Source organism: Amycolatopsis sp. NPDC049159 (assembly GCF_040648295.1).
Lineage (GTDB): Bacteria > Actinomycetota > Actinomycetes > Mycobacteriales > Pseudonocardiaceae > Amycolatopsis > Amycolatopsis pretoriensis_A.
In genome coordinates this window covers 26,872-39,751 of sequence record NZ_JBEZDL010000020.1, presented here as the reverse complement: position 1 = coordinate 39,751, position 12,880 = coordinate 26,872, and the positions used below count along the sequence as shown (strand labels likewise).

Annotated in this window: 14 protein-coding genes; 6 read left to right on the top strand and 8 right to left on the bottom strand. The window is 73.6% G+C overall.

The genetic code is table 11. The features are described from left to right. Positions 1-360: 360 nt before the first annotated feature. A complete protein-coding gene (locus tag AB0B33_RS32720; protein ID WP_360778831.1) occupies positions 361-1,056 on the bottom strand; it encodes a hypothetical protein in 696 nt (231 codons plus the stop codon). Positions 1,057-1,064: 8 nt separating this feature from the next. Then, positions 1,065-1,481: a hypothetical protein gene (locus tag AB0B33_RS32715; RefSeq protein ID WP_360778829.1), complete on the bottom strand. Its 417-nt coding sequence runs from the start codon at positions 1,479-1,481 to the stop codon at positions 1,065-1,067. 166 nt (positions 1,482-1,647) lie between these two features. Between AB0B33_RS32715 and AB0B33_RS32710 the strand changes: the two genes are divergently transcribed. Beyond that, positions 1,648-2,034: an HPF/RaiA family ribosome-associated protein gene (locus AB0B33_RS32710; protein WP_360778825.1), complete on the top strand. Its 387-nt coding sequence runs from the start codon at positions 1,648-1,650 to the stop codon at positions 2,032-2,034. A gap of 51 nt (positions 2,035-2,085) precedes the next feature. Here the strand turns inward: AB0B33_RS32710 and AB0B33_RS32705 are convergent, their stop codons facing one another. Together AB0B33_RS32705 and AB0B33_RS32700 are read right to left on the bottom strand one after the other, a co-directional pair. Then, on the bottom strand, positions 2,086-2,532 hold the full coding sequence (locus AB0B33_RS32705; protein WP_360778822.1) for a peptidoglycan-binding domain-containing protein: 447 nt from the start codon (positions 2,530-2,532) through the stop codon (positions 2,086-2,088). A 393-nt stretch (positions 2,533-2,925) separates the two neighbouring features. After that, positions 2,926-3,906, bottom strand: coding sequence for a winged helix-turn-helix domain-containing protein (locus tag AB0B33_RS32700; RefSeq protein ID WP_360778819.1), 981 nt, complete (start codon positions 3,904-3,906; stop codon positions 2,926-2,928). A gap of 298 nt (positions 3,907-4,204) precedes the next feature. On the opposite strand from AB0B33_RS32700, the gene AB0B33_RS32695 reads away from it, so the two are divergent. Further along, positions 4,205-5,269, top strand: coding sequence for an MFS transporter (locus AB0B33_RS32695; protein WP_360778816.1), 1,065 nt, complete (start codon positions 4,205-4,207; stop codon positions 5,267-5,269). A 215-nt stretch (positions 5,270-5,484) separates the two neighbouring features. Here the strand turns inward: AB0B33_RS32695 and AB0B33_RS32690 are convergent, their stop codons facing one another. The 3 genes from AB0B33_RS32690 to AB0B33_RS32680 form a co-directional block, all read right to left on the bottom strand. Continuing rightward, complete coding sequence (locus AB0B33_RS32690; protein WP_247014066.1) at positions 5,485-5,676, bottom strand: hypothetical protein; 192 nt, start codon at positions 5,674-5,676, stop codon at positions 5,485-5,487. A 71-nt stretch (positions 5,677-5,747) separates the two neighbouring features. Then, complete coding sequence (locus AB0B33_RS32685) at positions 5,748-6,401, bottom strand: response regulator transcription factor (protein WP_247014064.1); 654 nt, start codon at positions 6,399-6,401, stop codon at positions 5,748-5,750. Further along, a complete protein-coding gene (locus AB0B33_RS32680; RefSeq protein ID WP_360778812.1) occupies positions 6,389-7,588 on the bottom strand; it encodes a sensor histidine kinase in 1,200 nt (399 codons plus the stop codon). Before AB0B33_RS32680 ends, AB0B33_RS32685 begins: the two co-directional genes overlap by 13 nt. Positions 7,589-7,713: 125 nt before the next feature. Here AB0B33_RS32680 and AB0B33_RS32675 point away from each other — a divergent pair, with 125 nt between their 5' ends. Together AB0B33_RS32675 and AB0B33_RS32670 are read left to right on the top strand one after the other, a co-directional pair. Continuing rightward, entirely contained in the window at positions 7,714-8,448 is a 735-nt protein-coding gene (locus tag AB0B33_RS32675; protein ID WP_360778809.1) for an ABC transporter ATP-binding protein, read from the top strand. Beyond that, entirely contained in the window at positions 8,442-10,982 is a 2,541-nt protein-coding gene (locus AB0B33_RS32670; protein ID WP_360778806.1) for an FtsX-like permease family protein, read from the top strand. The genes AB0B33_RS32675 and AB0B33_RS32670 overlap by 7 nt, the downstream gene beginning before the upstream one ends. A gap of 41 nt (positions 10,983-11,023) precedes the next feature. Here AB0B33_RS32670 and AB0B33_RS32665 read toward each other — a convergent pair whose 3' ends face one another. Beyond that, on the bottom strand, positions 11,024-11,350 hold the full coding sequence (locus tag AB0B33_RS32665) for a hypothetical protein (protein WP_360778803.1): 327 nt from the start codon (positions 11,348-11,350) through the stop codon (positions 11,024-11,026). Between the two features lie 197 nt (positions 11,351-11,547). Between AB0B33_RS32665 and AB0B33_RS32660 the strand changes: the two genes are divergently transcribed. Both AB0B33_RS32660 and AB0B33_RS32655 read left to right on the top strand, forming a co-directional pair. Then, positions 11,548-12,213, top strand: coding sequence for a glycoside hydrolase family 11 protein (locus AB0B33_RS32660; RefSeq protein ID WP_360778801.1), 666 nt, complete (start codon positions 11,548-11,550; stop codon positions 12,211-12,213). A gap of 2 nt (positions 12,214-12,215) precedes the next feature. Continuing rightward, entirely contained in the window at positions 12,216-12,878 is a 663-nt protein-coding gene (locus AB0B33_RS32655) for a polysaccharide deacetylase family protein (protein ID WP_360779246.1), read from the top strand. Positions 12,879-12,880 lie beyond the last annotated feature (2 nt).

The following is a 12,880-nucleotide window of genomic DNA, read 5'->3' as shown; positions in this document are numbered from 1 at the left end:
GGGTGGAGTCCGTAGGTGTTCGGGGTGAGTTTTCGGGCGGCGGCGGGTGACTTCGGGTGGTGGCGTGTCGGCTGCGGCCGGTGGGGTGGAGTCCGCAGGTGTTCCGGGCGAGTTTTCGGGCGGCGGCGGGCGACCTCGGATGGTGGTGTGCCGGCCGCGGTCAGGCGGGTGGAGTCCGTAGGCCTTCTGGGACGAGCTTTCGGGCGGCGGCTGCCGCAGGTGGCGTGTGCCGGGTGCGGTTCGGGTGGGTTGCGGGCCGGAGCCCGCAGGTGTTCCGGCAGGCGGGTGAAGGCGCTCGAGGCCCAGCGTCGGTCGGGGCCGGGCCGCTCGTAGCGGGTGGCGCCCTGTTCCGGCTGCGGCTCAAGCGGGTGAAGGCGGCTCGAGTCCCCACGTCTCCCAGCGTCGCCCGTCGGGGTCCAGCCGCGCGTACAGCGTGGCCGCGTGTTCCGGCCGTGTGAGCACCGCGATCGCCTCCTGTTGCAGCAGGTGCAGCGAGCCCACCTCGGCGCGCAGCGCAGCGATGCGGCGGCGCAACCGCGGCCGGGTCCGCCACGGGCGCCAGAGCACCGCCAGCAGCAGGCCCGCGGCTGCCGTCTGGTACTCCTGCGCCGTCCTGACCAGCCGGTCCGCCTCGGCGCCGAGCACGCTGCCGGCCCGGCGGTCGATCGTCCGCGCCAGCTCGCTTTCGAAGAGGCGTTCGTGCGCGCCGCCGGCGAAGTCCGCCACCCGGCGGGGCACGCCCGCGACGAGGGCGGCGGTCAGCAGGTCCGCGAGGGCCGCGCGCAGCGCGTTCCGGGCGTCCGTGCCGTCCTCGAGGAGCGCGGCGACACCCAGCTCGGCGGCGATGGATGCCTGACGGGCGTCCCCCGGCGCCGGGGGAGCCGCGCCGATCGCCACGCCGCGGATGCCGCCGCTGAGCTCGCGGACCGCCGCCAGCTGCCGGTGGACCTCGGCGCGCAACCAGCGCCGGTCCTGGACCTTGGCGAAGTAGTTGGTCAGCGCCGCACCGACGACGCCGCCGCCGGTCGTGTAGGCCAGTTCGACGAGGCCGGGCATAGGGACGCCTAGTTCGGCGGCTGCTGGGGGTGCGGGTAGCCCGGCTGCGCCACCGGGTAGCCGGCCGGACCCGGGTACGGCTGCGCGAAGGCGGCCGGGCGGCCGCCCTTGACGACCGCGATCGCGACCAGGAGCCAGGAGAGGGCCGCGGCCACGTCGAACACGATGCCCACCACCAGGAAGATCAGCTGGATGTCGGCGATGGAGAGGTGCTCGGACCGGCTCCAGGTCGCCGCGTCCAACGCCACGAACTGCCACGCGATGCCCGCCACCGTCGTGGCGAGCATGACGGCGAAGGCGGCCACCATCAGGCCGGACACCCCCTTGGCGCGGCCCTTGACCGAGAAGACCAAGCCGAGCAGGCCCACGACCAGCAGCAGCACCCGGGGGATGATTTCGATGATCGTCAACGAAAACTGCGACATGCCTGTCCTCCACCGTTCGCCGCCGGAGGTCGGGACGTCCGGGCTGGGCCGCGTCGATCCTATTCGGTGACGGCGCTTCGCGTGGGGCGTTCGGCGAAGACGGTTTGAGGCGTTCGCTCCCGTGGTACTGACCGTAATCATCGCTGTCCCGCTTTGGAGGGTGCTCGTGCAGATCCAGGTCAACACCGACCACAACATCCACGGCGGCGAGCGGCTGGCCGGCTTCGTCACCACCGACCTGGAGAACAACCTCTCCCGGTTCGGCGGGTGGTTGACCCGGGTGGAGGTGCACCTGAGCGAAGACGGCGGCGGCAAACCGGAAGACAAGAAGTGCGTGATCGAGGCGCGGCCCGGTGGCAAGCAGCCGATCGCGGTCACGCACCACGCGGCCACTGTGGACGATGCCTACGCCGGTGCGGCGCACAAATTGGGGCGGGTACTGGATTCCCGGTACGAGCGCGCGCACGACCACAAGGGCAGCGAAAGCATCCGGCACATGCCCGCGCCGGAGGACCCGGACCAGGTCGGCGTGCTCGACGAGCAGCGGGACTGACCGCCGGGCCGGCCCGGCTCCGCCTCGGGGCGGGAGCCGGGCCGGTGCCGGTTACTCGGTCGGGCAGCTGTCCGGGGCGCGCAACGCGCTCCAGGTGTGCGTGCCGACCCGGCCGTCGCTGACCAGGCCGGGCGGGCCGCAGACGGTGTAGGTGTCCGCCTGGAACGCCTTCACGGCCGACTCCGTGGCCGGGCCGAAGTCGCCGTCGACGCCCGACGAACCCACGCTGTACCCCCAGTGCAGCAGCAGGCACTGCACTTCCCGGACGCGGTTGCCGGTGTTGCCCCGGACGGTTTCCACCTTGCCCGAGTAGTAGCCGCACGACACCGCCGGGCTGACCTCCGGCGGGTGCAGCCGCCGGTCGGGCACGCTCGCCGCCGAGGCGGTGCCCGGGTGCGCCGCCGGCGTGGCCGCCTGCGCCGCCGGTGCCGCGACGAGCGCGGAAAGGATCATGGCGCCGTGGACGACGCCCCTGGTGATTCCCCGTGTGATCCGCATTCTCCGGTCCTTTCTCCCCCTGTTCGGCAGGGGTCGTCGGTCGGGACGCCTGGAGTCTCCCCTCGCGGAGGCGGCCGGTACGGGGCGTTCGATCCTCGTCGAAAGGGGGCGCGCCTTCTGGAGCGTGCGGCGTCGCTGATGCCGGTGGCAGCTGACCGGCCTCGCCCACCGGCTGCTCGGCGTGGGTCCGGCGAAAGCGGGTGCGCGTTTTGAAGCCGGGCGCGCCGGCCGATGCCGTGGTGGACGACCGGGACCCGCGGGAGGAGCTGACCTGCTCGCCGCGCCGGTGGCGGTGGTGTCGCGGGCCGGTGCGTGCGGCGTCGCTGATGCTGGTGGCACCCGACCGGCCCCGCCCACCGGCTGCTCGGCGTGGGTCCGCCGAAAGCGTGCGCGTCACCCGGACCGGTGGAGCAGTTGCAGGCCCAGCGGGGTGATGTGGTGCGACGCCACGGTGCCGTCCCGGTGGGTGGCGATCATGCCCGCGTCGCGCAGGATCGTCGTGTGGTGGGTGACCGTCGCCGGGGCCACGCCGGTGCGGCGGATCAGCTCGCGGGAGCTGCAGCCGTCCATCGCCAGCCGCAGGATCGCCGCGCGGGTGGTGCCGACCAGTGCACCGAGGTGGTCGCCCGGGCGGTGTTCCGGGGCGAGCAGCCGGGTGGTGGGGTCCAAGGGAAAGGTCAGCGTCGGGGGCAGTGCGGGGTCGGCGAGCGTGACCGGGCGCTGCAGGGAGAAGTAGCACGGCACGAGCCGCAGCCCGCGGCCGGCGAGCAGCAGGTCGCTGTCGACCACGTAGGGCAGCCTCAGCACCGGCGGCTCCCAGACCGCACCGGGTGCGATCCCGGTCAGCACCGCCTCGACGCCGTCGTGCCCGAGCGTGTGCAGCCGGCGGGCGAGGTCGGCGTGCCGGGCGGCTTCGACCACCGCCAGCCGCGGCTGGACGGCCACCCGGTAGAACCCGCCCAGCGCCGCGCGCAGTCCGCGCAGGGCGGGCGCCCCGCCGCCGGCGATGGCGCGCAGCGGCGCCGATTCGCCGCCCAGCAAAGCCATTTCCGCCCGCAGCCGCGGCTTCGGCACGGACACCACCGCGTCGAGCGCGTCGTCGAGATCGTCGAATTCCCCCGCCGGGGTCAGGAAATCCGGGAAGTACTCCGCGTGCGGGGCGATGGGCAGCAGCGTGTGCAGGAGCCGCTGCAGCCGGGGTTCGGCGAACGCTTCCTGGCGGACCCGCCGCCGCCAGCCGTCGAAGTACAGGCCGCCTTCCCGGTGCTGCAACAGCTGCACCGCGTTCACGATCTCCCACATGTGGTCGATCCGCGACGCGAGCCGGGTGCGGCCCAGATCGACCTCGGTGAAATGAATGCGCAAGTACGGCATCGTGGTTCCCCCCTGGGTCTACGACTCCATGGGTGACATCGGATTCGCGCGCCATTTCGCTACCCGTGGCAGAAACGGCGGAGATTCGTCGGGCAAATTGGCGGATGCTCTTGTTTTCCGCTGCTTCGGACGCGATTCCGGCCCCCTGGCGCCGGTCGGGTAACCTCGGTGCCGTGTCGAGCCCCGAAGCGTCCAAGGCCGGGCTGCCGGTCTTCCCGGCGGCCCGATAACTTCCCGTTCCCGGGTCACCGGGTGACCACGAAATCGTCCTGTCGATCTCGTGTTCCCTGGAGCTTCCGTGCCTCTGTACCTCCTCGCCGTGGCCGTGTTCGCCATGGCGACGTCCGAATTCATGCTCGCCGGGCTCGTCCCCGGCATCGCCGCCGCCTTCGGCGTCTCGCTCGCGCAAGCCGGGCTGCTGACGTCCGCCTTCGCCGCCGGCATGGTCGCCGGAGCGCCGGTGGTGGCCGCGCTCTCGCGGTCGTGGCGGCGGCGCACCGCGCTGGTGTGCTTCCTCGCCGTCTTCGTCGCGATGCACGTCGTCGGCGGCCTCACGACGTCGTTCGGCGTCCTCGTCGCGACGCGGGTGGTGGCGGCCGTCGCCAACGCGGGGTTCCTCGCCGTCGCGTTGACCGTCGCCGCGGCCCTGGAACGGCCCGGCCGGGCGCTCGCCGTCCTGCTGGGCGGCACGACGGTGGCGTGCGTCGTCGGCATCCCCGGCGGGGCGCTGCTCGGGTGGCGGCCGGCGTTCTGGGCCGTCACGCTGCTGTGCCTGCCCGCGTTCGCGGCGCTCTGGTGGATCCCCGACACGGCGGCGGGCCCCAAGCCGGCCGGCCTGCGGGCCGAGCTGGCCGAGCTGCGGCCGCTGTCGGGGGTGCTGCTGACCGGCGCGCTCGTCAACGCGGCCACGTTCGGCGTCTTCACCTACCTGGCACCGGCGGCCGCCGGTGTCGCCCCGGTGCCGGTGGTGCTGGGCGCCTTCGGGGTGGGGTGCTTCGCCGGGATCACCGCGGCCGGCCGGCTCGCCGACCGGTGGCCCGGGCGGGTCGTCACCGTCGGCGGTCCGCTCCTGCTGGCCGGGTGGGTCGCGCTGGCCTTGACCGCGCAGATCCCGGCGGCACTCGTGACGCTCGCCTTCACGCAAGGCGCGCTGTCCTTCGCGGTGGGCGGCACGGTGATCGCCCGGATCCTGCGGCTGGCCGAGGGCGCCCCGACGATGAAGGGGTCCTACGCGACCGCGGCGTTCAACGCCGGGGCCACGGCGGGTCCCGTGCTCGCCGGGGCCGCGGCGAGCCCGTTCTGGCCGGCCGCGGCGCTGGTCGCCGCGGCGCTGGTGGTTCACGCCTTGCGGCGTCGGACGTAGTGGGTGAAAGCCGGTGATGGCGATGCCGCGGCGACCATGTGGTCGGTGAGGGGGTGACGGTGGGTCCGGTGCTCGCCTTGGTCGCCGCGGCGTTGGTGGTTCATGCCTTGCGGCGCCGGATGTAGTGGGTGAGGCCGGTGATGGCGATGCCGCGGCGACCATGCGGTCGGTGAGGGGGCGACGCCGGGTCCGGTGCTCGCCGCGGCGTTGGTGGTTCACCCCCGCCGGCGCCGGACGTAGTAGGTGATCAAGCCCGCGATCGCGACGATCGCGATGCCGCCCGCCACCATCCGGATGGTGAAGTCGAGGCCGATCAGCGGGCCCGCGGCGTTCGCGGCTCCGCTGACGAGCAGGACCAGCCAGAGGAGGATGGGGGCGGCGGTGGTGGTGGGGCGGGTTTCGGTCATGCCGGAAACGTTAGGGATCCGGCGGGCCGGGATCGATGCCGTCAGCACCCGGATGCGGGGTGGTGCCTGCGCTACCCCGCATCCCGCTGCAGGTAGGCCAGCACGGCCAGCACCCGCCGGTGCCCGCCTTCGTCGGAAGGCAAGCCGAGCTTCGCGAAGATGTTGCGGATGTGCTTGAGGACCGCGCCGTCGCTGACGACCAGCAGTTCCGCGATCGTGCCGTTGTTGTAGCCCTCGGCCATCAGCGCCAGCACCTCGCGCTCCCGGGCGGTCAACGCGGCCAGGGGGTCCGCGGCCCGGCGGCGGGCCATCAGCTGGCCGATCACCTCGGGGTCCATCGCCGTGCCGCCCTTGGCGACCCGCCGGAGCGCGTCGATGAACCGCTCGACCTTGCCGACGCGCTCCTTGAGCAGGTAGCCGACCCCGCCGACGCCGTCGGCGAGCAGCTCCACCGCGTAGCTCGTCTCCACGTGCGCGGACAGCACCAGCACCGGCAGTCCCGGGTGGATCTCCCGGGCGCGCACGGCGGCGCGCAGTCCTTCGTCGCGGTGGGTCGGGGGCATCCGCACGTCCATCACGACGGCGTCGGGCCGGTCGCCTTCGACGAACGCGAGGAAGTCCTCGGCGTTGTCCACCGCGGCGACCACCTCGATGCCCGACGTCTTCAGCAGCAGCGCGAGTCCTTCGCGCAGCAGCGCGTCGTCCTCGGCGATCACGACCCGCATGGCAGCTCCACTCGCAGCACGGTCGGCCCACCGGGTGGGCTGGTCAGGCTCAGCGTTCCGTCGAAGGCCTCGGCGCGGCGGCGGATCCCGGCGAGGCCGCTCCCGGCGGACTCGTCCGCGCCGCCGCGGCCGTCGTCGCGGATTTCCAGGCGCAGCAACCCCGGTGGGCCGCTCAGCGTGATGTCCACCCGGGACGCGTCGGCGTGCTTGGTCACGTTGGCCAGCGCCTCGGCGACGACGAAGTACGCGGCGGCCTCGACCGCGGCCGGGCGGCCGGTGTCGTCGGAAACGGTGACCGTGACCGGGACCGGGCTGCGCTCGCCCAGCGCGCGGACCGCGCCGGCCAGGCCGCGCTCGCTCAGCAGCGGCGGGTGGATGCTGCGGACCACCGTGCGCAGCTCGGCCAGCGCGTCGGTCGCCGTGTCCTGGGCCTTCACCAGCAGCTCGCGCGCGGTGGCCGGGTCGCGGTCGTAGAGCTGGCCGGCGACGCCCAGCTGCAGCACGACCGCCGCGATCCGGGCCTGCGTGCCGTCGTGCAGGTCGCGCTCGATCCGGCGCAGCTCGGCGCCGTGCGCCTCCAGCGCCGCCGCCCGCGTCGCGGTCAGTTCGGCGACCCGGTCGGCGAGGACCACGCCGGGACCGGGGGCGAGCAACGACCGCGCGGTCCGGGCCTGCCGGCGCGCGGCGCGGGGGAGCAGCAGCGTCAACGCGGCGAAGGCGGCGCCGACGAGCAGCGTCAGCCCGGCGCGCGGCCACGAGTTCACCACCAGCCCGACGGACCCCTCGATCCCACCGGGCACCGCGGGCCACACGAAGGCCGTCACGAGCTGCTGGACCACGCCGAGCGGGAGCCCGATCGCCAGCGAGCCGAGGAATACCCCGGTCGCGGCGTGGACGGCCAGCCACGCGACGTCGCGGCGGGTGGCCGGGTCCTTCAGCGGGGAACCGTCCCGGTACGGCTCGGGGATCGGCGTGCCGAGCGCCCGCGCGGCCCGGCGGCGCTCGACGCCCACCGGCCACCGCGACAGCCGGATCGCCGGGGCCAGCGAAGGGATCCCGACGCCGAAGGGGCACAGCAGGAGCACGGCGACGAGCCCCATGAGGGCGAAGATCGACAGCAGCGAAGTGCCGGCGCCGACCACCAGGTAACGGACCGCCGACCAGCACTCGCGCAGGCGGGTCGTCACGCCGCCAGTGTCCCACCCCACCGCCGTGGTGGTGCTGGCGCTACCCCGGATCCACCCGTCCACGGGATCGAGCTCCCGGCCCCGCCCGCCTAGTTTTCGGTGCAAGGCAAGCAAAGGGGATTTCGATGACGACAGCGTATGCCGTGGAACTGGCCGGCGTGCGGAAGGTGTACGGCTCCGGTGACGGCGCCGTCACCGCGCTCGACGGCGTGTCGGCGGGGGTGGCGCGCGGCACGTTCACCGCGGTGATGGGGCCGTCCGGCTCCGGCAAGAGCACCTTCCTGCACTGCGCGGCCGGCCTGGACCGGCCGACGTCCGGGCGGGTGCTGCTGGGCGGCACCGAGATCGGCAAGATGAAGGAAGCCGAGCTGACGCGGCTGCGGCGCACCCGGATCGGGTTCGTCTTCCAGGCCTACAACCTGCTGCCGGCGCTGAACGTGCTGCAGAACATCACGCTCCCGCTGCGGCTCGCCGGCGAGAAGGCGGACCCGCGGTGGCTGCGCGAGGTCGTCGAGGGCGTGGGGATCGCGAAGCGGCTCGAGCACCGGCCGGCCGAGCTGTCCGGCGGGCAGCAGCAGCGCGTGGCGATCGCGCGGGCGCTGGTCACCCGGCCCGAGGTGGTGCTGGCCGACGAACCGACCGGTGCGCTGGACACCCGCACCGGGCGGCAGGTGCTGGACCTGCTCCGCGACGTCGTCGAGGGCATGGGGCAGACCGTCCTGATGGTCACCCACGACCCGGTCGCGGCTTCGGCCGCGCACGGCGTCCTGTTCCTGGCCGACGGCAAGCTGGCCGGTCACCTCCCGCACCCGACCCCCGAGCGGGTCGCGGAGCGGATGACGCACCTCGGGGAGTGGTGAGCGTGCTGTCCCTCGCCTGGCAGACGATCCGGAGCCGGCTCGGCGGGTTCGCCGGCGCCTTCATCGCGATCCTGTGCGGGACCGCCCTCGTGGCGGCCTGCGGGGTCCTCATGGAATCCGGCCTGCGCGCCGGGGTCCCCACCCAGCGCTACGCCGCCGCGGCCGTCGTCGTCGGCGGCGCCCAGACCGTCCGGCCGCCCGGGGCCGACGCCCTCTCGTTCGAGCAGGTCGGCGAGCAGCCCGCGGTCCCGGCCGAGCTGGCCGGGCGGATCGCCGGGCTCCCCGGCGTGCGCACGGCGGTGGCGGAGCAGAGCTTCCCGGCGCGGGTCGTGACCGGCGACGGCCGCGTCCTCGGCGGCGCCGAGTCGCTGGGCCACAACTGGGACGCGGCCGTGCTGGCGCCCTTCACCCTGCGCGGCGGCCAGGCCCCCGCGGCGCCCGGCGAAGTCGTGCTCGACGCCGCGCTGGCGCGGGACGCCGGGGTCGGTGTCGGCGGCCAGGTCCGGATCGCGACGCGCTCGACGCCGTCGGTGTTCCGGGTGAGCGGGATCGTCGACGCGATGGCCCGGCAGCCGGCGGTGTTCTTCACCCCGGAAAAGGCCGTGGAGCTGGCCGGACGGCCCGGGCAGGCGCACGCGATCGGCGTGCTGGCCGACCCCGGCGTCGCCCCGGAGGCCCTCGCCGAGCGGGTGCGCGCGGTCGCGCCCGGCACCGAGGTGACCACCGGCGTCGAGCGCAGCAGCGTCGAATTCCTCGACGTCAGCCAGACGCGGACGCTGCTGCTGGCGATCGCGGGCTCGTTCGGCGGCTTCGCGCTGCTCGTCGCGGTGTTCGTCGTCGCGAGCACGCTGGCCCTGACCATCAACCAGCGGCGGCGCGAGTTCGCGCTGCTGCGCGCGGTCGCGGCGACCCCGCGGCAGATCCGCAAGCTCATCGGCACCGAAACGACGGTGGTCGCGCTCGCCGCCGGCGTCCTCGGCAGCGTGCTGGGGCTCGCGGTCGCGTCCGGGCTGCGGGACGCCTTCGCCGCGATCGGCGTGGTCCCGGCCGACTTCGGCCTGGCCATCAGCCCGATCCCGCTCGTCGCCGCGCTCCTGCTCGGCCTGGGCGCGGCCCGGCTGGCCGCCTGGGCGGCGTCGCGGCGGCCGTCGACCATCAACCCGGTGGAGGCGCTGACCGAGGCCGCGGTGGAACGGCGGGAGCTCGGCCGCGCCCGGCTGATCACCGGCTGGAGCCTGGTGCTCGCCGGCTTCGGCGGCGCGCTGGTCCCGCTGTTCCTGCGCGGTGACGTGGCGACCGCCACCTCGACGATGTCGACGCTCGTCGTCGTGATCGGGCTGGCCGTGGTCGGCCCGCAGGTGACCGGCCTGGTGGTGCGGTTCCTCGCGCCGGTGCTGGCGCGGGTCTGGCGGATCAGCGGGTACCTGGCGGGCGCGAACGCGCACGCCAACGCCCGGCGCGTGGCCGCGGCCGTGACCCCGCTGATGCTGGCGGTGGCGTTCGCGCTGGCCACGTTCTACAGCCAGACGTCGAGCACCGAAGCCGCGCGGCAGGAGGCGGAGCGGTCGACGACCGCGGATTACGTGCTGGCCGGCCCGGGCGGGGTCTCGCCCGAGGTCGCGGCGGCGGTCCGGCGGGTGCCGGGCGTGGCCGTGGCGACGCCGGTGGTCCGGACGTCCGTGCTCACCGCGTCCACCGTGGGCGACAGCGTCGAGGTGCAGCGGAAGCCGGCGCAGGGTCTCGCGGCCGACCAGGCCGGGGGCGCGCTCGAACTCGGCGTCGACGCCGGGCGGCTCACCGACCTGACCGGCGACGCGGTGGCGCTGAGCCGCTCGGAAGCGGACTGGCTGGACAAGAAGCCCGGCGACGAGGTCGAGTTCTACTTCGGCGACGGCGTGCCGGCGAAGCTGCGGGTGGTGGCGACATACACGCACGACCTGGCGTTCGGCGACTTCGTGCTGCCGGTCGAGCTGGCGCGGCAGCACACCGGCGGCCGCCTCGACGACTCGGTGCTGGTCCGGCGCGAACCGGGGGCGGACGCGGAGGCGGTGGCCTCGGCCCTGCGCGCGCTGCCGTACCCGGGTCTGGTGGTGGCCCCGGCGGCGTCGGCGTCCGCGCCGGAGGGCGGCGACCGGCAGGCGCAGTTCTACCTGAACCTGGTCGCGGTCGGCGTCATCGTGGGGTACCTGGCGATTTCGGTGGCCAACACGCTGGTGCTGACGACGGCGCAACGCGGCCGTGAATTCGCGCTGCTGCGGCTGGTGGGCACGACGCGCCGCCAGGTGACCCGCATGATGCGGCTCGAAGCGGTGGCCACGGTCGGGATCGCGGTGGTGCTCGGGACGCTCGTCGCGGTGGTGCCGCTCGCGCTGCTCAACGCCGGGCTGCGGGGAACCCCGCTGCCGGCCGGCCCGCTGTCCGTCTACTTCGGAATCACCGGCGGCGCGGTGCTGCTGGGGATGGTGGCGATCGGGGTCGCGACGAGGGTCGCGTTGCGCGCCAGGCCGATCGACGCGATCGGGCTGCGCGAATAAGGGGAGTGCGGGGCGGGCCGGGTGGCCCGCCCCGCACCGGTTCAGCAGGCCGCGCCGGTGTCCTCGCCGGTGTAGGACGACACGAGGTACTGCGTCGTCTGCCCGATCAGGGCCGCGGTGCCGGCGGCGACGCACTTTTCGCCGACCAGCGTCTTGAACGCACCGCCGTAGGTCAGGGAATAGACCTTGATCTTCGTGGCGGCGGAACCGCAGTTGCCCCAGTGGTAGTCGCGCGCGCTGGGCCCGGCCGCCCCCTGCGTCGCGTAGTTGCCGCAGGTGACCGACTCCGACGCGGACGCCGGGCCGGCCACCAGGGGCAGGGCCGCGAAGGCCAGTCCGAGTGCCGCCGTCGCCGCAATGCGTTTCATCGTGGAACCCCCCGTTGGGTAGGAAACAGTGCGGTGCCGACGCTAGCGCTTTCCGGGCGCGGCAATTCCCCCTGAATTCATAGGGGTTGACGGAAAGACCGGGCCGCGGGAGCATCGAAACTTTCCGAAAGTTATTGCCCCACCGCCGGTGCAGCTCGCATGCTTTCGCCATCCCCAGTCCTCGACGAGGAGGAAGCATGCTCACCAAGAAACGCGGCCGCGGCAGGGTGTTCGCCGGTGGCGCCGTTCTCGCGCTGATCGCCGCATTCCTGCCCGGCACCGCCAGGGCCGACACCGTCATCACCACCAGCCAGACCGGGAACAACAACGGGTACTACTACTCGTTCTGGACCGACGGCGGCGGCTCGGTCAGCATGACGCTCGGCTCGGGCGGCAACTACCGGATGAACTGGAGCAACGTCGGGAACTTCGTCGGCGGCAAGGGCTGGAGCAACGGCAGCCGCCGCACGGTGAACTACTCCGGCAGCTTCAACCCCTCCGGCAACGGCTACCTGGCGCTCTACGGCTGGACGTCCAACCCGCTGGTCGAGTACTACATCGTCGACAACTGGGGCACCTACCGGCCCACCGGGACGTACAAGGGCACGGTGACCAGCGACGGCGGTACCTACGACATCTACCAGACGACCCGCTACAACGCGCCGTCCGTCGAAGGGACCAAGACGTTCAACCAGTACTGGAGCGTCCGGCAGCAGAAGAAGACCGGCGGCACCATCACCACCGGCAACCACTTCGACGCATGGGCCCGTTACGGCATGCGGATGGGCAGCTTCAACTACTACATGATCCTCGCCACCGAGGGTTACCAGAGCAGCGGCAACTCGAACCTGACGGTGGGCTGATGATGCGTGCCACGAGGATTGTGCTGACCGCCGCGGTGCTGGCGGCGGCGAGCGTGTGCGCGGGTGCGCCGGCCCAGGCGGCGGCGTGCGGCGGGTACGTCGGCCTGACGTTCGACGACGGGCCGTCGTCGGGCAAGACCCCGGCGCTGCTGAACGCGTTGCGGCAGAACGGGTTGCGGGCCACGATGTTCAACGAGGGCCAGTACGCGGCCGCGTACCCGGCCCAGGTCCGCGCGCAGGTGAGCGCGGGGATGTGGGTGGGCAACCACAGCTACACGCACCCGCACCTGACCCAGCAGAGCCAGGCCCAGGTCGACTCGGAGATTTCCCGCACGCAGCAGGCGATCGCGGCCGCGGGCGGCGGCACGCCCCGGCTGTTCCGCCCGCCGTACGGGGAAACGAACGGGACGGTCCAGGCGGTGGAAGCGAAGTACGGCCTCCGCCAGATCATCTGGGACGTCGATTCCCAGGACTGGAACGGCGCGAGCGTCGACGCGATCGTCGCGGCCAACGGCCGCCTGCAGAACGGCCAGATCATCCTGATGCACGAATGGCCGGCCAACACCCTGACGGCGATCCCGCGCATCGCGCAGAACCTGGCGAGCCGGGGCCTGTGCGCGGGGATGATCTCACCGTCGACGGGCCGGGCGGTGGCGCCGGGCTGACC